Source organism: Streptomyces sp. ADMS (genome assembly GCF_033441795.1).
Taxonomy (GTDB): domain Bacteria; phylum Actinomycetota; class Actinomycetes; order Streptomycetales; family Streptomycetaceae; genus Streptomyces.
This window is the reverse complement of record NZ_JAVFVX010000086.1, coordinates 1-20,556: the sequence shown is the minus strand read 5'-3', so window position 1 is coordinate 20,556 and position 20,556 is coordinate 1. Positions and strand designations below refer to the sequence as shown.

General features: G+C 69.8%; 15 protein-coding genes. 12 read left to right on the top strand and 3 right to left on the bottom strand.

Features of this window, described 5'->3' with window-relative positions; translation table 11 throughout:
- Nucleotides 1-5: 5 nt before the first annotated feature.
- Entirely contained in the window at nucleotides 6-209 is a 204-nt protein-coding gene (locus RB628_RS29455; RefSeq protein ID WP_318323576.1) for a DUF6191 domain-containing protein, read from the top strand.
- On the opposite strand, the gene RB628_RS29450 is transcribed toward RB628_RS29455, so the two are convergent.
- Both RB628_RS29450 and RB628_RS29445 read right to left on the bottom strand, forming a co-directional pair.
- The gene (locus RB628_RS29450) at nucleotides 197-1,408 is read right to left on the bottom strand and encodes a PQQ-dependent sugar dehydrogenase (RefSeq protein WP_318323575.1); all 1,212 of its coding nucleotides are present in this window, start codon (nucleotides 1,406-1,408) and stop codon (nucleotides 197-199) included. The two genes, RB628_RS29455 and RB628_RS29450, sit on opposite strands and share 13 nt — an antisense overlap.
- Before the next feature lie 52 nt (nucleotides 1,409-1,460).
- Nucleotides 1,461-2,459: an aldo/keto reductase gene (locus RB628_RS29445; protein WP_318323574.1), complete on the bottom strand. Its 999-nt coding sequence runs from the start codon at nucleotides 2,457-2,459 to the stop codon at nucleotides 1,461-1,463.
- A gap of 76 nt (nucleotides 2,460-2,535) precedes the next feature.
- On the opposite strand from RB628_RS29445, the gene RB628_RS29440 reads away from it, so the two are divergent.
- The 6 genes from RB628_RS29440 (at nucleotide 2,536) to serA (ending at nucleotide 12,616) form a co-directional block, all read left to right on the top strand.
- Nucleotides 2,536-3,486: a 2-hydroxyacid dehydrogenase gene (locus RB628_RS29440; RefSeq protein WP_318323573.1), complete on the top strand. Its 951-nt coding sequence runs from the start codon at nucleotides 2,536-2,538 to the stop codon at nucleotides 3,484-3,486.
- A 402-nt stretch (nucleotides 3,487-3,888) separates the two neighbouring features.
- A complete protein-coding gene (locus tag RB628_RS29435) occupies nucleotides 3,889-6,858 on the top strand; it encodes a putative bifunctional diguanylate cyclase/phosphodiesterase (RefSeq protein ID WP_318323572.1) in 2,970 nt (989 codons plus the stop codon).
- Nucleotides 6,859-7,102: 244 nt separating this feature from the next.
- On the top strand, nucleotides 7,103-8,950 hold the full coding sequence (locus RB628_RS29430) for an acetolactate synthase large subunit (RefSeq protein WP_318323571.1): 1,848 nt from the start codon (nucleotides 7,103-7,105) through the stop codon (nucleotides 8,948-8,950).
- A 19-nt stretch (nucleotides 8,951-8,969) separates the two neighbouring features.
- Nucleotides 8,970-9,497 (top strand): acetolactate synthase small subunit, encoded by a 528-nt coding sequence (gene ilvN / locus RB628_RS29425; RefSeq protein WP_318323570.1) that lies wholly within the window; start codon nucleotides 8,970-8,972, stop codon nucleotides 9,495-9,497.
- A 118-nt stretch (nucleotides 9,498-9,615) separates the two neighbouring features.
- Nucleotides 9,616-10,614: a ketol-acid reductoisomerase gene (gene ilvC / locus RB628_RS29420; RefSeq protein ID WP_318323569.1), complete on the top strand. Its 999-nt coding sequence runs from the start codon at nucleotides 9,616-9,618 to the stop codon at nucleotides 10,612-10,614.
- A gap of 412 nt (nucleotides 10,615-11,026) precedes the next feature.
- Nucleotides 11,027-12,616, top strand: coding sequence for a phosphoglycerate dehydrogenase (gene serA / locus RB628_RS29415; protein ID WP_318323568.1), 1,590 nt, complete (start codon nucleotides 11,027-11,029; stop codon nucleotides 12,614-12,616).
- Between the two features lie 441 nt (nucleotides 12,617-13,057).
- On the opposite strand, the gene RB628_RS29410 is transcribed toward serA, so the two are convergent.
- Complete coding sequence (locus RB628_RS29410) at nucleotides 13,058-13,591, bottom strand: hypothetical protein (RefSeq protein WP_318323567.1); 534 nt, start codon at nucleotides 13,589-13,591, stop codon at nucleotides 13,058-13,060.
- Nucleotides 13,592-14,239: 648 nt separating this feature from the next.
- Between RB628_RS29410 and RB628_RS29405 the strand changes: the two genes are divergently transcribed.
- From RB628_RS29405 to RB628_RS29385, 5 genes are all read left to right on the top strand, one after another.
- Nucleotides 14,240-15,259 carry a LacI family DNA-binding transcriptional regulator gene (locus tag RB628_RS29405; RefSeq protein WP_318323566.1) on the top strand — a complete coding sequence of 340 codons (1,020 nt, stop codon included), beginning with the start codon at nucleotides 14,240-14,242 and terminating at the stop codon, nucleotides 15,257-15,259.
- 110 nt (nucleotides 15,260-15,369) lie between these two features.
- Nucleotides 15,370-16,614, top strand: a complete 1,245-nt coding sequence (locus RB628_RS29400) for an extracellular solute-binding protein (RefSeq protein ID WP_318323565.1) — start codon at nucleotides 15,370-15,372, stop codon at nucleotides 16,612-16,614.
- 20 nt (nucleotides 16,615-16,634) lie between these two features.
- Nucleotides 16,635-17,618, top strand: coding sequence for a sugar ABC transporter permease (locus tag RB628_RS29395; RefSeq protein ID WP_318323564.1), 984 nt, complete (start codon nucleotides 16,635-16,637; stop codon nucleotides 17,616-17,618).
- The gene (locus RB628_RS29390; RefSeq protein WP_318323563.1) at nucleotides 17,615-18,436 is read left to right on the top strand and encodes a carbohydrate ABC transporter permease; all 822 of its coding nucleotides are present in this window, start codon (nucleotides 17,615-17,617) and stop codon (nucleotides 18,434-18,436) included. The genes RB628_RS29395 and RB628_RS29390 overlap by 4 nt, the downstream gene beginning before the upstream one ends.
- A gap of 112 nt (nucleotides 18,437-18,548) precedes the next feature.
- Nucleotides 18,549-20,306: an MGH1-like glycoside hydrolase domain-containing protein gene (locus tag RB628_RS29385; RefSeq protein ID WP_318323562.1), complete on the top strand. Its 1,758-nt coding sequence runs from the start codon at nucleotides 18,549-18,551 to the stop codon at nucleotides 20,304-20,306.
- The last annotated feature ends 250 nt before the right edge of the window (nucleotides 20,307-20,556 follow it).

Sequence of the window (20,556 nt, the reverse complement as noted above, 5' to 3'; positions counted from 1 at the left end):
GCCCCGTGTTCAACATGTTCGAGGAGCTCTTCGCGCCGGGACGCAAGCACACGCGCGACGAACAGAACCGCCTGGAACTGACCCGCGAGGACGTCGGCGACGGTGACTCCGGGCGCGGGCCGATAGACCTCGCGTCCGGGATAGTCGTCGTACGCCGGTCCGAGCAGCCGGAGCAACCCGGGCGGGCGGATCCTCCTCAGGTCACCTGAAGCTCCAGAATCCGGTCGTCCCCGCCCTCCGGCGACCCCCTGCCGTCCGTCGCGCTCGTCACCAGCCACAGCTTGTCGCCGCCCGCCGACACCACCGTACGGAGCCTGCCGTACTCGCCCTCCAGGAACGCCTGCGGGTCGGCCGCGGTCTCCGTGCCCTTCAGGGGGACGCGCCACAGGCGCTGGCCCTTCAGCCCCGCCATCCATATCGAACCCTCGGCGTGCGCGATACCGCTGGGGGACGCGTCGTCCGTGCGCCACTGGGCGACGGGATCGTGGAACGCGGCGTCGTCGCTGTCGCCCTCCGCCTCGGGCCAGCCGTAGTTGTCGCCCGGCTCGATCTGGTTCAGCTCGTCCCAGGTGTCCTGCCCGAACTCCGAGGCGAACAGGCGCTGCCTGGAGTCCCAGGCCAGGCCCTGCACATTGCGGTGGCCGTAGGAGTACACCGCGGAGTCGGGCAGGGGATTGCCCGGGGCCGGTTCGCCCTCCGGGGTCATGCGCAGGATCTTGCCGCCCAGCGAGGACCTGTCCTGCGACAGACCGGTCTCACCGCTCTCGCCCGTGCCCGCGTACAGCATCCTGTCCGGGCCGAAGGCGATCCGGCCGCCGTTGTGGACATAGCCCTTCGGGATGCCCCGGAAGACCGTGTCCGGGGCGCCCAGCTGCTCGCCGGCCGGCTTCTCCTCCTCGTACAGCATGCGGGCGATGCGGTTGTCCGACTCCGTCGTGAAGTACGCGTAGACCATGTGGTCGGACGCGAACGAAGGGGACAGCGCGAGGCCCATCAGACCGCCCTCGCCGGCCGGGGAGACGCCCGGTACCTCGCCCAGCTCCGTCTTCTCGCCCGTCTCCGTGTCGACCCTCGTGATCGTGCCCTCGTCACGGGAGGAGACCAGCAGGTCGCCGTCCGGGAGCGGGGCCAGGCCCCAGGGGGACTTCAGGTCCTCCGTGACCGTGCGCACCACCTTCACCGAGCCCCTGGCCGGCGGGGCCTCCTCGGTCGCCTGTGAGGAGGGCGACGTCTGCGGACTCGTACGACCCGGTGCCGCGCTGTCGGTGCCGCCCGGCCCCTCGCCTCCCCCTCCCTCCCCGGAGGAGCAGCCGGCCGTGAAAAGGAGCGTGGCCGCGGCCAGTACGGCCGTCACAGCTCTACGTTGCACGATCATGGTCCCTTCGACGCGGCGGGTTCTCCCTGTCATACACCGCCGGCGCCTCACGAGTTCCCGATCTCCGAAGCCTGATGCCCCGGCCTCAGTCCCACGACCCCTGCGCCCGGGGCAGCCGCGCCACCTCCGCCAGGTCCACCGCCGACAGCCGCAGCCCCGCCGCCCGTGCGTTCTGGGCCACCCACCGTTCCTGCTTCGCCCCCGGTACCGGCACCACGTGCCGGCCCTGCGCCAGTACCCACGCCAGCGCCACCTGAGCCGGGGTGACCTCCGGACCGAGGCGTGTCGCCACGCGGCGCAGGCCCGCCACGATCGGCTGGTTCGCGGCCATCATGTCGGCCGTGAAACGGGGGTGGCGGGCGCGGATGTCCTCCGGTTCGAAGCCCTCGCCCGGGGTCAGCGTCCCGGTCAGGAAGCCGTTGCCCAGGGGCATCGCCGCGAGGAAGCCGATCCCGCGCGCCGCACACCACGGCAGCAGCGCGTCCAGCGCCTCCGCCGACCACACCGACAGCTCGGCCTGCACCGCGCTCACCGGAAACACCTGCTGCACCCGCTCCAGCCGGCGGATCGTCCCGTCGTACAGCCGCGCCCCCGACCGGCGCCCCGACCGCGCACCCATCGCGGACAGCCCCAACGCCCGTACCTTTCCCGCCTGTACGAGTTCCGCCAGCGCGCCCCACGTCTCCTCGACGGGAATCTCCGGGTCCGCGCGGTGCAGTTGGTAGAAGTCGATGACATCCGTCTGGAGGCGGCGGAGCGAGGCGTCGCACGCTCGTTTCACGTATCCCGGGCGGCCGTTGGCCACGATGTGCTGATCGCCCACCAGCAGACCGACCTTCGTCGACACGAAGGCGTCCCGGCGCCGCTCCCTCAACACCCGCCCCAGCAGCAGCTCGTTGGTGAACGGGCCGTACATGTCGGCCGTGTCCAGGAGCGTCGAGCCCTCGTCCAGGGCCCGGTGCACGGCCCGCACCGACTCCTCGCCACGCTGCCGAGACGCGCTGTACGCCCAGCTCATCGGCATGCACCCGAGGCCAACTGCTCCCACTTCGAGCGCCGCCGCGCCGATCGTCCTGCGCTCCACCTGGTCGTGAACCTCTCTCTCCCTGCACCCCAAACCTAACCTCTGTACGCACAGGGGTTCGCCTACGCTCGTGACCATGACTGCTGACGTGTGGCTCCCCATCCCGCCGGAGGAGATCGCAGACCTGCCCGAAGGGCCCGACTACCTGTTCTGGAACGGCGATCACGACTACCCGGGGGACCCGGCCGACTGCGCGTTCTACGTTGTGCCGTACATGAAGCCCGTCGAGCTCTGCGTACGTCCCCTGCCGGACATGGCCCGTGTCCAGGTGCTGCAGACACTGTCCGCGGGCGTCGACAACATCCAGCCCGGACTCAGGCACCTGCGCCCAGGCGTACGGCTGTGCAACGCGCGTGGTGTGCACGAGTCGAGTACCGCCGAGCTGACCCTCGCCCTGATCCTGGCCTCGCTGCGCGGCATCCCCGACTTCGTGCGGGCGCAGGACAAGGGGGAGTGGCGGGGCGGGTTCCGGCCGGCACTCGCCGACAGGACCGCCCTCATCGTCGGTTACGGCTCCATCGGCGCTGCCATCGAGGACCGGCTCGCGCCCTTCGAGCTCGCGCGGGTGGCGCGCGTCGCGCGCTCTGAGCGCACCACGGCGCGCGGACCGGTGCATCCGCTCACCGAACTGCCCGCCCTGCTGCCCGAAGCCGACGTCGTGATCCTCTCCACGCCCCTCACCGAGCAGACAAGAGGGCTGGTGAACGCCGATTTCCTGGCGCGGATGAAGGACGGCGCGCTGCTCGTGAACGTGGCCCGGGGGCCCGTCGTCGACACCAGGGCGCTGCTGGCCGAGCTGGAGTCCGGACGTCTCACAGCCGCCCTCGATGTCACCGACCCGGAGCCGCTGCCGCCCGGACACCCCTTGTGGCAGGCGCCGGGCGTGCTCATCAGCCCGCACGTCGGCGGCCCGACCTCCGCGTTCCGGCCGCGGGCCGAGCGGCTGCTGGTGGACCAGTTGCGACGTTTCATGAACCAGGAGCCGCTGCGGAACGTGATCCTTACGACGGGGACGGTCGACGCGTAGTCCGTTTCGGGAACCCTCCGCATTCCCCCGGATGCGGGGTGTGTCGCCATCGCCATCGGCCGTCACGGAGAGTAGAGGAACTATGTCCCTGAGTGACGAGACTGGTGTATCGTCCCGACAGGGGCTGCGCCACGCACCGTTCGGCGCCGGGGATGGACATTTCAGACTGTGAGGGGGGCGACGGGCGATGCACGGCCTATGGGCGAACGATCCGACGCGGCGGGGCCGCCGACAGCGACCCTGGCGCACGGCCGCGCGCAGACGCGGCCACAGCGGCCATCACCAGCACCGCCGGCACAGCGGTCGTCGGAGGCACGCGCACACCGCGCCCCCAACACCCGCCGCGCACCCGGCGCACCGGGTCGAGCGGGACACGGGAGCGGCGTGCGTCCGGAGGGTCCGGTGAGTTCCCCCGGGGCGCTGCTGGCCCGCCGTCCGGTCTCCGGCGGAGGTGCGGGCCTGGTCTCGCAACTCGTACTGGCCCTGGTGTGCGCGGGATACGCCGTCGGCTCCGCGTTCGGCTGGGGGTCCCCCCGGCTCGCCATGATCATGGGCGACTTCGGCCTGAGCGCCGCGGCCGCCGCCGCGGCCGTGTCCTGTTTCCTCTACGCCCGGAGCCGTATCCGCTTCCGGCCCGCCTGGCTGCTGTTCGCGCTGTCGTCCGCCATGGCCTCCATGGGCAACTTCGTCTGGGGGTGGTACGAGGTGGTGCTCGGCCAGGAGGTGCCCAGCCCCAGCTACGCCGACCTCTTCTTCCTGTGCTTCGCCCCGCCCGCCATCGTGGGACTCCTGGTCCTCGCCAAGCGGCCGGTGACGAAGGCCGGCTGGGTCTGCATGTTCCTCGACGCCTGGCTGATCGGCGGCTCACTGCTCACCCTGTCCTGGAGCCTCGCGCTGGCCCAGGCGGCGAAGTTCGGCGGGCCGAACGTCGCGCACGCCGCGCTGACGCTGGCCTACCCGCTGCTCGACATCGCGCTCGTCAGCATGGTCCTCGCGCTGCACTTCCGGCGCTCCACCGTGAACCGCTCCGCCGTGAACACCGCGATCGGCGCGCTCGCCCTGACCGTGTGCTGCGACGCACTGTTCACCTCGCCCCTGATGCACAACAACTACCACTCGGGCCAGTTGCTCGACGCGGGCTGGTTCGCCGGCTCACTGCTGCTGGCGTACGCGCCATGGGTCGGCTCCGGCCGAGGCGAGTCCGACGGGCACACGCGCGTGGTGCACGAACACCTTCCCGGGCAGCAGCGCCCGGTCAGGCCCGGGGGGCAGCGGCCCGCGCCTCACCAGGGCCGGGCGGCCGGGCAGGGGCAGCCGTCCGCACCGGGGGGTGATCACGGCCGGTATCCGGTCAACCGGCCCATCACCGGCTCGCTGGCCGCGCTCACCCCGTACCTGGCCGCCGCGGTGTGCACGCTGGGCATCCTCTACAACGTTCTCAACGGCCGCAGCCCCGACCGTGTGGTGCTCATCACGGCGGGCGCCGTCGTCCTCGCGCTCGTCGTGCGCCAGGGCATCATGCTGCTCGACAACATCACCCTCACCCAGGAGCTGGCCCAGAAGGAGAACCACTTCCGCTCCCTGGTGCAGGGTTCCAGCGACGTCATCATGATCGCCGCTCCGAACGGCATGCTGCGTTACGTCAGCCCGGCCGCCGCCGGAGTCTACGGACGGTCCGCGGAGGACCTCGTCGGCACCGAACTGGCCCATCTCATCCACCCGGAGGACCTGGGCTGCGTGGTGCACGAAGTGCGCCGCTTCCTCGCCGCCAGCCCCGGCGAAGAACCCACCACCCGCATCGAATGCCGTTTCAAGTCCGGCGACGGCGGCTGGCTGAACGTCGAGTCGACGGTCAACCGCCACCACGGCGGCCTCATCTTCAACAGCCGGGACGTCACCGAACGGGTGCGGCTCCAGGCGCAGTTGCAGCACAACGCCGAGCACGACCCGCTCACCGACCTGCCCAACCGCGCCCTGTTCACCCAGCGCGTGCAGCAGGCCCTGTCCGGCCGCCGCTCCACCGACCGCGGCACGGCCGTCCTCTTCATCGACCTCGACGGCTTCAAGGCCGTCAACGACACCATCGGGCACCAGGCCGGGGACGAACTGCTCGTCCAGGCCGCCCGCAGGCTCCAGGACGCGGTCCGGTACGGGGACACCGCCTCCCGCCTCGGCGGTGACGAGTTCGCCGCCCTGATCGTCGGCGACGGCACCCGGGACCGCAGCGCGCGCGAGCGCCACATAATGGAACTTGCCGACAGGCTGCGGCTCACCCTCTCGCAGCCGTACAACATCGACGGCAACGACGTCCGGGTCAACGCCTCCATCGGCGTCGCCTTCGCCGAGCCCGGCCTCGGCGCCGGCGAACTGCTGCGCAACGCTGACCTGGCGATGTACCGCGCAAAGGCCTCCGGCAAGGGCCGTGTCGAGCTCTACGCGCCCCAGATGCAGCAGGACGTCGTACGGAAGGCGGAGCTGGCCACGCGGCTGCGTGCCGCCCTGCACGACGGCGAGTTCGCGCTGCTGCACCAGCCCGTGGTGGCGCTGGAGAGCGGCCGGATCACCTCGGTCGCCGCCCAGGCGCGCTGGCGCTCCTCCCAGGGCGTCCTCTTCACACCCGCCGAGTTCCTCCGCGTCACCGAGGACGGCGACAAGACCGCCGAGCTGGACCGCTGGATGCTGGAGGAGGCCGTCGAGCAGGCCGCCGAACGCGCCGCGACCGGGCTCGCCGTACCCGTCGCCGTCCGGATGGGCGCCCGGCGGCTCCTCGACCGCTCCCTGCCCCTCGGATCGATCGAGAACCTGCTGACCCGCCACGGGCTCCCCACCGGCGCCCTGATGATCGAGCTGGCGGACACCGACCCCCGGGTCTCCCTGGACGAGCTGGAGCGCCGGCTGAACGCCTTCAGACGGCTCGGTGTGCAGATCGCCCTGGACGGCTTCGGCAGCGGCTACGCGGCGATCACGGCGCTGCGGCGGCTCCCCGTCGACGTACTCAAACTGGACCGCGGTCTGGTCGAGGGTGTCGTCGAGTCCGCGCGGCTGCACAAGATCACCAGTGGGCTGCTCAGAATCGCCACCGACCTCGGGCTCCAGTCCGTGGCCGACGGTGTGGACCTGCCGGAGCAGGTGGTCGCACTGCGCGCGATGGGCTGCACACACGGGCAGGGCATGGCCTTCTCCGGGCCGCTGGACGAGTACCGGCTGCGCCGGGCCCTGTCCACCGGCCGCTATCCGGTGCCGAACGGTCCGGCCGAGCCCGCGTTCGCGGGCGGCGGTTCCGGGGTGTACACAAGTACAGGTGTGCCCGCTGTTCTCGGAGGCGGAACGGCTCTCCGCTCACATAATGAGACTCCCGTCCCACCCACTTGACAGTCGGTGCGTGCCGGGGGGAGGGTCGACCCCATGCGCACCCGAATTCTCGTACTTGGAAAGCGCGTCGGCTGACGCTGGTGAACGTTTCGGACAGACCCGGAACTCCCAGCGACCGCACCCGGCGCGCTCCCCTCGCTTGCCTCACGGCACGAGGGGTTTTTTGTTGCACCGGCGCCGGTCGGACCGCAACGCACACCGCACGAAACTCGCGAAAACCCTCAGCATCGAGAAGAGAATGCCGATGACCGAGCAGGCCACCGGGGCCCATCACCCGCAGCCGCGGCCCCGTTCCGGAGGACAGCAGTCCGCCCCCGAGCACGTGACGGGTGCGAAGTCCCTCATCCGCTCGCTTGAGGAGGTCGGGGCCGAGACGGTATTCGGCATCCCCGGGGGCACCATCCTGCCGGCGTACGACCCGATGATGGACTCCACGCGGGTGCGCCACGTGCTGGTCCGCCACGAGCAGGGCGCCGGCCACGCGGCCACCGGTTACGCACAGGCCACCGGCAAGGTCGGCGTGTGCATGGCGACGTCCGGGCCGGGTGCCACGAACCTGGTCACCCCGATCGCGGACGCGCACATGGACTCCGTGCCGCTGGTCGCGATCACCGGGCAGGTCGTGTCCAAGGCGATCGGTACGGACGCCTTCCAGGAGGCGGACATCGTCGGCATCACCATGCCGATCACCAAGCACAGCTTCCTGGTCACCAAGGCGGAGGACATCCCCCGGGCGATCGCGGAGGCGTTCCACATCGCCTCCACCGGCCGCCCCGGCCCGGTCCTGGTCGACATCCCCAAGGACATCCTCCAGGCCCAGACCGTCTTCCAGTGGCCGCCGGTCACCGACCTGCCCGGCTACCGCCCGGTGACCAAGCCGCACGCCAAGCAGATCCGCGAGGCCGCGAAGCTGATCACCGCCGCCAAGCGGCCGGTCCTGTACGTCGGCGGTGGCGTCCTCAAGGCCAAGGCCACCGCCGAGCTGAAGGTCCTCGCCGAACTCACCGGAGCGCCCGTCACCACCACGCTGATGGCGCTCGGCGCATTCCCCGACAGCCACCCGCTGCACGTGGGAATGCCGGGCATGCACGGTGCGGTCACCGCCGTCACCGCGCTGCAGAAGGCCGACCTGATCGTCGCCCTCGGAGCCCGCTTCGACGACCGCGTCACCGGCAAGCTGTCCAGCTTCGCCCCGTACGCCAAGATCGTCCACGCCGACATCGACCCGGCGGAGATCGGCAAGAACCGCGCCGCCGACGTCCCGATCGTCGGGGACGCCCGCGAGGTCATCGCCGACCTGGTCCAGGCCGTGCAGAAGGAGCACAGCGAAGGCCACGCCGGCGACTACACCGCGTGGTGGAAGGACCTCAACCGCTGGCGCGAGACCTACCCGCTGGGCTACGAGCAGCCCGACAACGGCTCGCTCTCCCCGCAGCAGGTCATCGAGCGCATCGGACAACTCGCCCCCGAGGGCACGATCTTCACGGCGGGCGTCGGCCAGCACCAGATGTGGGCCGCCCATTACATCCAGTACGAGAAGCCCGCGACCTGGCTGAACTCAGGCGGCGCCGGAACGATGGGGTACGCGGTCCCGGCCGCGATGGGAGCCAAGGCCGGTGCCCCGGACCGTACGGTCTGGGCGATCGACGGCGACGGCTGCTTCCAGATGACCAACCAGGAACTCACCACCTGCGCGCTCAACAACATCCCCATCAAGGTCGCCGTCATCAACAACGGTGCCCTCGGGATGGTCCGACAGTGGCAGACCCTGTTCTACAACCAGCGCTACTCCAACACCGTGCTGCACTCCGGGCCCGACGACGTCAATCCGCAGGCCAGGGGTACCCGCGTCCCCGACTTCGTGAAGCTGTCCGAGGCGATGGGCTGCTACGCGATCCGCTGCGAGTCCCCGGAGGACCTCGACAAGGTCATCGAGGAGGCGAACTCGGTCAACGACCGCCCCGTCGTGATCGACTTCATCGTCCACGAGGACGCCATGGTGTGGCCGATGGTCGCCGCAGGCACCTCGAACGACGAGATCATGGCCGCCCGGGACGTCCGCCCCGACTTCGGCGACAACGAAGACGACTGAGCGAGAGAGACACCGAGACATGTCCAAGCACACCCTCTCCGTCCTCGTCGAGAACAAGCCAGGTGTCCTCGCCCGGATCACGGCCCTGTTCTCCCGGCGCGGCTTCAACATCGACTCGCTCGCCGTCGGCGTCACCGAGCACCCCGAGATCTCCCGCATCACCATCGTGGTCAACGTGATCGAGGCACTGCCCCTCGAACAGGTCACCAAGCAGCTCAACAAGCTCGTCAACGTGCTGAAGATCGTCGAACTGGAAGCCGGCTCGGCCGTTCAGCGTGAACTCGTTCTGGTGAAGGTGCGCGCCGACAACGAGACGCGTTCCCAGATCGTCGAGATCGTCCAGCTGTTCCGCGCCAAGACCGTCGACGTCTCCCCGGAGGCCGTCACCATCGAGGCCACCGGCAGCAGCGACAAGCTGTCCGCGATGCTCAAGATGCTGGAGCCGTACGGCATCAAGGAGTTGGTGCAGTCCGGCACGATCGCGATCGGGCGCGGCGCGCGCTCGATCACCGACCGGTCGCTGCGGGCCCTCGACCGGTCGGCATAACGGCGGATACGGGCGGTCGGGTGATACCGGCCGCCCGTATACCGAGACCCCGAGACTCCACTTCCGCCCGCCGTCATACGGTGGGACGCAACACCTGCACTCAAGGAGAGAACCCAAAGTGGCCGAGCTGTTCTACGACGCCGACGCCGACCTGTCCATCATCCAGGGCCGCAAGGTCGCGGTCATCGGTTACGGCAGCCAGGGCCACGCCCACGCGCTGTCGCTCCGCGACTCGGGTGTCGACGTCCGCGTCGGTCTGCACGAGGGCTCCAAGTCGAAGGCGAAGGCCGAGGAGCAGGGCCTGCGCGTGGTGACCCCCGCCGAGGCCGCCACCGAGGCCGACGTCATCATGATCCTGGTCCCGGACCCGATCCAGGCCCAGGTCTACGAGGAGTCCATCAAGGACAACCTCAAGGAGGGCGACGCCCTCTTCTTCGGCCACGGTCTGAACATCCGCTTCGACTTCATCAAGCCCCCGGCCGGCATCGACGTCTGCATGGTCGCCCCCAAGGGCCCGGGCCACCTCGTGCGCCGCCAGTACGAGGAGGGCCGCGGCGTTCCGTGTATCGCGGCCGTCGAGCAGGACGCGACCGGCAACGCCTTCGCGCTGGCCCTGTCGTACGCGAAGGGCATCGGTGGCACCCGCGCCGGCGTCATCAAGACGACGTTCACCGAGGAGACCGAGACCGACCTGTTCGGTGAGCAGGCCGTTCTCTGTGGTGGTACGGCCGCGCTGGTCAAGGCCGGTTTCGAGACGCTGACCGAGGCCGGCTACCAGCCGGAGATCGCGTACTTCGAGTGCCTGCACGAGCTGAAGCTGATCGTCGACCTGATGTACGAGGGCGGCCTGGAGAAGATGCGCTGGTCGGTCTCCGAGACCGCCGAGTGGGGCGACTACGTCACCGGCCCGCGGATCATCACGGACGCCACCAAGGCCGAGATGAAGAAGGTCCTCGCCGAGATCCAGGACGGCACCTTCGCGCGTGAGTGGATGGCCGAGTACCACGGCGGTCTGAAGAAGTACAACGAGTACAAGTCGCAGGACGAGCAGAGCCTGCTGGAGACCACGGGCAAGGAGCTGCGCAAGCTCATGTCCTGGGTCGACGACGAGGCGTAGGTCTTGGGGGATGGGGCCGCGGCGCATGCTGCGGCCCCATTGCCGAACCCCCGGTAAGCCTTGTCCGCGCTGACCGGCCACGGATGAGTGATCCTTCCGCAGGGGCGCCGACCGCCCTCGCCGCGCCACTACACTGCCGTACTACCAACGCGTCAGGCCCACAGCGTCGTGCGTCTTCCACGCGGCCAAGCGACACCGAAGATTTTCAGGCACACTCCCACGCCGCCCGGCACGCACTCTCGGCGCACCGGCCGAAGGACCTGGTAGCCCCGCTACGAGGACCTCCACCCGGCACGCCGAGAGCACGCACCGACCAACGCGGAAGCACACCTGAAATTCCCCGGTGCCGCTTCCCCTCCACCGCCTGCGGCCGTCGGGACGGCCGTCCGCATAGGACTGAGTGAGGACTCACGTGAGCTCGAAACCTGTCGTACTCATCGCTGAAGAGCTGTCGCCCGCGACCGTCGACGCGCTCGGCCCGGACTTCGAGATCCGGCACTGCAACGGAGCGGACCGAGCCGAACTGCTCCCCGCCATCGCCGACGTCGACGCGATCCTGATCCGCTCGGCCACCAAGGTCGACGGCGAGGCCGTCGCAGCCGCCCGCAAGCTGAAGGTCGTCGCACGAGCCGGCGTCGGCCTGGACAACGTGGACGTCTCCGCCGCCACCAAGGCCGGCGTGATGGTCGTCAACGCCCCCACCTCGAACATCGTCACCGCCGCCGAGCTGGCCTGCGGTCTGCTGCTGGCGACCGCGCGCCACATTCCGCAGGCCAACACCGCGCTCAAGAACGGCGAGTGGAAGCGCAACAAGTACACCGGCGTCGAGCTGGCCGAGAAGACCCTCGGTGTCGTGGGCCTCGGGCGCATCGGCGCGCTCGTCGCGCAGCGCATGTCCGCGTTCGGCATGAAGGTCGTCGCGTACGACCCGTACGTCCAGCCCGCCCGGGCCGCGCAGATGGGCGTCAAGGTGCTGTCCCTGGACGAGCTCCTGGAGGTCTCCGACTTCATCACCGTGCACCTGCCGAAGACCCCCGAGACCGTCGGTCTCATCGGTGACGAGGCGCTGCACAAGGTCAAGCCGAGCGTCCGGATCGTGAACGCCGCGCGCGGCGGGATCGTCGACGAGGAGGCGCTGTACTCGGCGCTCAAGGAGGGCCGCGTCGCCGGCGCCGGTCTCGACGTGTACGCGAAGGAGCCCTGCACGGACTCCCCGCTGTTCGAGCTGGACCAGGTCGTCTGCACCCCGCACCTCGGCGCGTCCACGGACGAGGCGCAGGAGAAGGCCGGTATCGCCGTCGCCCGCTCGGTGCGTCTCGCCCTCGCCGGTGAGCTGGTCCCGGACGCGGTGAACGTCCAGGGCGGCGTCATCGCCGAGGACGTCAAGCCGGGTCTGCCGCTCGCCGAGAAGCTCGGCCGTATCTTCACCGCGCTCGCGGGCGAGGTCGCGGTCCGTCTCGACGTCGAGGTGTACGGCGAGATCACCCAGCACGATGTGAAGGTGCTCGAACTCTCCGCTCTGAAGGGTGTGTTCGAGGACGTCGTCGACGAGACCGTCTCGTACGTCAACGCCCCGCTGTTCGCCCAGGAGCGCGGCGTGGAGGTGCGGCTGACGACCAGCTCGGAGTCGGCGGACCACCGCAACGTCGTGACCGTGCGCGGCACGCTCGGCAGCGGCGAGGAGGTGTCGGTCTCCGGCACGCTGGCCGGTCCCAAGAACCACCAGAAGATCGTCGCGGTCGGCGAGTACGACGTCGACCTCGCGCTCGCCGACCACATGGTCGTGTACCGGTACGCGGACCGGCCGGGTGTCGTCGGCACAGTCGGCCGGATCTTCGGTGAGGCCGGGATCAACATCGCCGGGATGCAGGTGTCGCGGTCGGTGGCGGGTGGCGAAGCGCTGGCCATCCTGACCGTCGATGACACGGTTGCCCCCGCTGTGCTGACGGAGGTCGCCGAGGAGATCGGGGCGACGTCTGCTCGATCGGTCAACCTTGTGTGAGGTGACCGTCACCTGGGGGCCCGCGCCCCCAGACCCCCGCTACGGCCCTGAACGGGCCTAGTCCTCAAACGCCGGACGGGCTGAGGTCTCTGCCCCGTCCGGCGTTCTCAGTGCCGGCACAGCCGCCCCCGGCAACAGCACCGCCCCCGCGACGGCGGACGTGCCGGAGGGGGGGATGTCGACTCCGGCGGCCAGTTCTACAACACCCCCAGCGGAAAGGATCGGCCGTCGGAGGAGGTTGGCGATGCAGACCAGAGGCGACGGCGGGACTTACGGCGGCCGAGGACCGGCAGCACCGCATCGTCGCTACCCTCACAAGCGCTGCGACCGGACGCGCCGAGTGCCCCGTTGCTGCCGGGGCGGGCTTCCAGGCGTGACAGTCGATGTCGGCACGAGTGACAAGCGATCAGCCGCAACCTGGAATCTTCAGACCCGCACCGGCTACGAGGATCTGAACCCAACATCCGCCCGGCGCAACTCCCCTGCTGCAAGGACGACATATGCGGCTCCAGCAAAGAGTATGCCTGGGATCGCGAGCATGCTGCGCTGATCGCTCTCGAGGACGGCCTCGTACTGGCTGTGCGAGACCTCAATCGTGCCGCGTGCGTGGGGAGTCGTGTCGAGAACGAAGTATCGGCCATCCTTGGCCTCTGGCGCCTGCCAGTTCCCCGCGCCGGCCTCGCTGAGAAGCATCAGCAGGACGCCCGAGACGGCCAGAGCCCCAAGAGCTGCCTGCACCCTGCCAGGCAGACATCGAAAGGCGAGCCACATCGAGTAGCGATCTGCCCCACTCAGGAACACGCGCACCAAGGCAGCTATGAAGATCGGGAAGAGAAGCACCACGATCGCCACCATCGGCCACTTCGAGGCCGCCAGCGGCAAGGTACCCGGCAGCCACGTGAGCGCGGCGAGCAACAGCAGCACGGTACTCAACCCGGCCGCGATCCCCCCGTGCAACTTGAAACTCCGCTCCATACCCCAGAGCCTGCCACGCGCGCCGCTCCGACTCATTGCCGTGACTCGGCAGAGATGGCTGCTCACCGATGCCGGGTTCCGCTTCGAGCCAGCAGATGAGCCGCCTTCGGACCCTGAGGTCCAACACTGGCCCCCAGCAAGGTCGGAAAGAAGGACCAAGTTCAGAGAAGAGCTCATCTGTCAGTACGTCTTCGACCCGGCGACGGCACCGGACGCGGAACAGCTCACCGAGGGGCTTCGCCGGGTGATCGACGCCTGTGGGGCGCCGCGACCTCGGTCGTTACCCCCGACCCTTCGTCGAACCGGTTCGATGGAAGGTAGCACTGGGGAAACCGGCCAGCAATACCTCGATGCGGATCCTTTCGGCCGTGGCGGGCCTGCCGCTCTGGAGGGTTCCGGGGTTCGCGTCCGCCGAATCCGGCACCTGGCCCCCTGGTGAGCGGTCGCAGGCTCGGGCGGGCCGGGCGGTCGCGCCCGTGAACGGTGACGTTTCCGCGCCGTTAACGAGAATTTTGGACCGAGGCGTTGACACCCGTCCAACCTGCTCCTAACTTCACTTCACGCGAACCGGTTCGACGGTCGGAATCTCCCCGATCCCGCTCCCCGGAGTTGTCGAACCGGTTCGATCGAGGTCAGCGAGGAGCATCCGTGAACATTGGTGAGATCGCCCGGCGGGCCGGCGTCTCGCGGAGCACCGTGTCCGTCGCACTGAGCGGGAAACGCCCGGTGTCGGAGGACACCCGTCGGAAGATCCAGCGGGTCATCGACGAACTGGGATACCGGCCCAACGCGAGTGCGCGTGCCCTGGCCAACGGCCGGACCAGCACGGTCGGTCTGGTGTTCCCGCCGGCCGGGAACCACTACACGGGGATGCAGCTCGATTTCATCGGCAGCGTGGTGGAGGCCGCCGCGGCCCATGACTACGACGTACTGCTCTCCCCGAGTGGCGTGGACAGCGACCGCTCGTTCCAGCGGCTGCTGGGGGAGCGGCGGGTGGACGGCGCGATCCTGATGGAGATCAGGCTGGAGGACGACCGGGTCGAGCACCTGGACGCGGTCAGCTTCCCCTTCGTCGCCATCGGCCGCACCGCGCACCCGGAGGGCAGCTGGTCGGTCGGGCTGGACCACACCGCGCTGGTGGAAGCCTGTGTCCGTCACCTGGCGGATCTCGGGCACCGCAGGGTCTCCTTCGTCAACCGTCCCGAGCAACTGGTGAGGGCCGGGTACGAGTCCGCGCAGCGGGGGCTGGACGGGTTCACCAAGGCAGCGGCGGAGCGTGGGCTCACCGCGCGGACGTACTGCTGCGGGGACGACGCCGCCTCGGGGCAGGCGTGCCTGGAGCAGATCCTGTACGACGACCCGGCGACCACGGGTCTGGTCACGCTGAACGAGGCCGCGCTGGGCGGCCTCTACCGGGGCCTTGCCCGGGCGGGCCGCCATGTGCCGCGTGACTTCTCCGTCACCGGGGTCGTGGCCGGCCGCTGGGCGGAGACGGTGACCCCGCCGCTCACGGCGGCGGACGTACCGGCGGAACAGATGGGCCGCCTCGCCGTCGACCTGCTCATCGAGCGGCTGGACCATCCCGAGGCCCCTCCCCGGCATCACCTGCTCACCCCGCCGATCTCGCTGCGGTCCAGCACCGGACCGGCCCACGGCAACCTTCCGTAGTCGACAACCCCTCCCTTCTCACAGGTCAGAACCCCTCCCTTCCCACAGGTCAGAACCCCTCAACGCCCCCTTCACGGCACCCCTTTGCCCAAGACACAGAGGAACGCGCAATGAACAGATCCACCGGACGTCGTCTCACCGCCGTCGCCATGACCGTCGCCGCCGTCACCGTCGGCGCCACCGCGTGCTCCTCCGGCTCGGGAGGCACCTCCACCACGGCCGAGGGCAGCGGCACGTACACCATCTGGGACCCCTACCCGCAGTTCGCGAAGGGCTCGGCCTGGGCCAAGCTGCTGGACGACTGCGGCACCAAGGCCGGGGTGAAGATCAAGCGGACGGCCTTCGACACCAGTGACCTGACGAACAAGGCGCTGCTCGCCGCACAGCAGGACAACTCCGCGGACGTCCTCATCGTCGACAACCCCGTCGTGTCGACCCTGGCCGAGGCCGGCCTGCTCACCACGACCGACGACAACAAGATCGACACCTCGGCCGTCGACCCCAACCTGCTCGGGGCCGGCCAGTCCGGCGGGAAGACGTACGGCACCCCGGTCGGCGCCAACACCCTCGCCCTCTACTACAACAAGGCGGTGCTGAAGGAGGCCGGAGTCGACATCGCCTCCGTGAAGGACTGGGACTCGCTGACGGCGGCTCTGGAGAAGGTCAAGAAGGCCGGCAAGAAGGGCATCACGTTCTCCGCGATCGGGACCGAGGAGGGCAGCTTCCAGTTCCTGCCCTGGTTCTGGGGCTCGGGCGCGCAGCTCACCGCGATCGACTCCGACAAGGCCGTTTCCGCGCTGTCGCTGTGGAAGGGCTGGCTGGACAAGGGCTACGCCCCCAACTCGGTCATCAACAACACCCAGACGACCAGCTGGCAGGAGTTCGCGAGCGGTGACTACGCGTTCAGCGAGAACGGCACCTGGCAGCTCGCCAATGCCGAGAAGGCGGGCTTCGAGTACGGGGTCATCCCCGTCCCGGGTGCCTCTGGCGGAGCCGCGGCGGCTCCGACGGGCGGTGAGTTCGTCACCGTCCCGGTCCAGGGCGACACCGGGCGCTACGCCACCTCGCAGAAGCTCGTGGCCTGCCTGACCAGCGCCGACAACCTCCTCGCCACCGACACCACGCTCTCCTACGTGGCCCCCACCACCGAGGTCCAGGACAAGCAGGTGGCGGCGAACGCCGAGCTGAAGCCATGGGTCGACGCGGTCAAGGCGGCCAAGGGGCGCACGAGCGACGACCTGGGCACCAGGTACCCCAAGATCTCCGAGCAGCTCTGGAAGGCGGTCCAGTCCGCGCTGAGCGGGTCCCAGTCGCCGAAGGACGCACTCACGGCCGCCCAGTCCGCCGTCAAGTAACCAGTGCCAGAGGCCCGTTGATGAACCGCACGACACACCCGCCGGGCCACCGCCCCGCGCCCGACCGGACCGGGGCGGCGAGTGCCGCCCCGTCCCCGGTCCGCACCACGACCCGGCGCGGTCCCGCCTCCCAGCAGTGGGCCGCCTGGGCGTTCCTCGCCCCGGTCACCATCTACCTGACCCTCTTCTACGCCTATCCGCTCTACCGCAACCTCGATCTGAGCCTGCGCGACTACACCGTCCGCTCCTTCGTCCAGGGCAACGCCCCGTTCACGGGCCTGGACAACTACAGAACCGTCTTCGACGACCCGGTCTTCGCCCCGGCACTCCTGCACACCGTGGTGTTCACCGTCGTGTGCCTGGTCTTCCAGTACGCGATCGGGCTGGCCCTCGCCGTCTTCTTCAACCAGCACTTCCGGCTCTCCGCCACCCTGCGCGCCCTGTTCCTCGTACCGTGGCTGCTGCCGCTCATCGTCTCGGCGTCGACCTGGTCGTGGATGCTCAACAGCGACTCGGGGATCGTGAACGCCGCCCTGCACGCCGTGGGCGTCGGGCCGGTCAACTGGCTGACCTCGCCGGACTGGTCGCTGCCCTCCGTCATCATCGCGAACATCTGGATCGGTGTCCCGTTCAACCTGGTGGTCCTCTACAGCGGCCTCCAGTCCATCCCCACCAGCCTGTACGAGGCCGCCGCCCTCGACGGCGCGAACGCCTGGCAGCGGTTCTGGCGCATCACCTTCCCGCTGCTGCGACCGGTGTCCGCGATCACCCTTCTCCTTGGCCTGGTCTACACGCTCAAGGTCTTCGACATCATCTGGATCATGACCAAGGGCGGCCCGGCGGACTCGTCCACCACCTTCGCCACCTGGTCCTACCAGCTCGGCTTCGGCAACCTGCTGCCCGCCTTCGGACCCGGCGCGGCCGTCGGCAACCTGCTCGTCGTCGCGGCGCTGGTCTTCGGCCTGGTGTACGTCCGGGCCGAGCGGAAGCAGAGGATGTCATGAACTCCCGTACGCGTACGTGGTGGAAGACCGGCCTCGGTCTCCTGCTGACCGCGATCATGCTGTTCCCGGTCTACTGGATGCTCAACGTGTCCCTCACCCGCGACCAGGACATGCGCAAGAGCCCGCCGGACCTGTTCCCGGTCCACGGCACCCTGGACGGCTACCGCGCCGTGTTCGACCAGCAGCTGCCCTACCTCGGCACCAGCCTGGTCATCGGCCTCGGCACCGTCGCCCTGACCGTGGCGCTGTCCGCGCCCGCCGGCTACGCGCTGGCCAAGCTGCGCCCACGCGGCGGCGGAGTTCTCGGCTTCGTGCTGCTGGCCGCCCAGATGATCCCCGGCATCATCATGGCGATGGGCTTCTACGCCATCTACCTCAACCTCGGTCTCCTCCAGTCCGTTCCCGGCCTGATCGTCGCCGACTCCACCCTGGCCGTCCCGTTCGGCGTGCTCATCTTCACCGCGTTCATGTCCGGCATCCCCGGTGAACTGCTCCAGGCCGCGAAGACGGACGGCGCCGGGGCGCTGCGCACCTTCTGGTCGATCGTGCTGCCGATGAGCCGCAACGCCGTCGTCACGGTGTCGCTGTTCGCGTTCCTGTGGTCCTGGTCCGACTTCGTCTTCGCGAGCACCCTCGCGGCCGGCGGCGCCCACCAGCCGATCACCCTCGGCATCTACCAGTACATCGGCAACAACAACCAGGAGTGGAACGCCATCATGGCCACCGCCGTCGTGGCCTCGCTGCCCGCCGCGGTGATCCTCGTCCTCGCCCAGCGGTACGTCGCCGCCGGCGTGACCGCCGGCGCCGTCAAGGACTGACACCGGACCTCCCGTACGCGGCCGTGCTCGTCCTGAGCCGTCGCGCGCGAGCGCCGTCGCCCGCCCCCGGCAGAACGCCACCCCCCTCCGCTCAAGAAATGAGTGCCGCTTCATGACCGCCGCACCGACCGGCCCGGCCTTCTCCGTCCACGAGATACCCTTCAGCGCGCACGGCTCCTGGTTCGGCATCTCGCCCGTGCTGGCGGAGAAGACGCGCGCCGAGGACCTCCACCTCGTCTCGCACCAGAACGGTATGCACGCCGTCCTGCGCCTCGTCCCCCTCGACGCGGCGACGGGCGACCGCGCCGGGACCCGCGTCGAGGCGACACCGGGCCTGCTCAGCTGGACCGCCACGGACGGGCGCGTCGACCTCGCCTACGAGTCGCCGGACACCGTACGTGTGCGCGGCGAAGGTCTGGGCCTGCGCGTCACCGCGGCGGCGAACGCCCTGACCCCGTTCAGCGGGACCTACTTCTACCGCGACCCGGTGGACGGCGCCCACACGTTCACCTCCTACGAGACCGGCCGCCGCTACCGCGTCACCCTGCTGTCCGGCACGGTTGCCGACGTGTCCGGTTCCCAGGCCCTCGGCGCCGGTGACCGCGGTCTCACGGTCACCGCCGAGGCCGGCGGATCGTGGGAGGTCGCCGTCGAGGAACTCGACAGTGCGCGACCGCCCTTCCGCTCGCCGGCGGCGTTCGGCGAGGTCATGGAGGCCGCACGGCAGTCGTTCGCCGAGTTCGCCGACACGGTCGCCCCGTGGCGCTCGGCCGCCACCCCGGCGGCCGAACTCGCCGCCTACGTGGTGTGGTCGGCGACCGTCCGCCCGGCGGGTCTGGTCACCCGGCCCGCCGTACTGATGTCCAAGCACTGGATGGACAAGGTGTGGAGCTGGGACCACTGCTTCAACGCCCTCGCCCTGGCCCCCGGATCCCCCGGCCTCGCCTGGGACCAGTTCTCGCTGCCCTTCGACCACCAGGACGACAGCGGCGCGCTGCCCGACTCCGTCACCCACTCCGAGGTCCTCTACAACTTCGTCAAACCCCCCATCCACGGCTGGGCCTTCGGCCACCTGCGCCGACGGCTCCCCGAGCCGCTCACCCCGGCGCAACTGACCGAGGCGTACGACAGACTGACGCGCTGGACGGACTTCTGGCTCACCGCGCGGCGCGCACCCGGCGCGGCCCTTCCCCACTACCAGCACGGCAACGACAGCGGCTGGGACAACGCCACCACCTTCGACCCCGGACGCCTCGCCGTCACCGCCGACCTCGCCGCGACGCTGATCCTCCAGCTCGACGAACTGGCCCGGCTGGCCGGCGAACTGGGCTTCCCGGACGACGCCCGGCGCCGCACCGAGACAGCCGACGCCATCCAGGCGGCCCTGCTGGACGAGCTGTGGGACGGCGAACGGTTCCTGAGCCGCCCGGCCCACGGTGGACCCATCTCCCGGAGCGCCAGCCTGCTCGACCTGATGCCGATCGTGCTCGGCGACCGCCTGCCCGCCAAGGTCCGCGACCAACTGGCCGAACGGATCGAGGCCCACCTCACCGCGTTCGGCCTGGCGACCGAACATCCCGGCTCCCCCCACTACGAACCCGACGGCTACTGGCGCGGCCCCATCTGGGCTCCCGCCACCGTTCTCATCGAGGACGGCCTGCGCCGCGCCGGACACGAGCGCCTCGCGGACGAGATCAGCACCCGCTTCCGCGCCCTGTGCGAAACCTCCGGCTTCGCCGAGAACTTCGACGCCCTGACCGGCCACGGACTGCGCGACCGCGCCTACACCTGGACCGCCGGCAGCTATCTGCTGCTCGCCCGCGACCACCACCTCCGCGCGGACACCCGGACCGACGCCACCGTCGTCTGACCCGCGAGCACCACCCCACCCACACGTCCGGCACGGGGGCCGGCGCAGCAACAACCAGCCGCATCCCTGAAGGGACACCAGCACATGCCAGAAATCGGGCAAAGGCGCTCGACCACGAGACGCCTTCTGCACGGCGTCACCACGTCGCTGCTCTCACTCACCGTCATAGCCGGCGCCACCACCGTGATGACGACGCCGGCCTCCGCCGCCACCCCCACCCTCACCGTCGACCTGGGCACCACCACCGGGG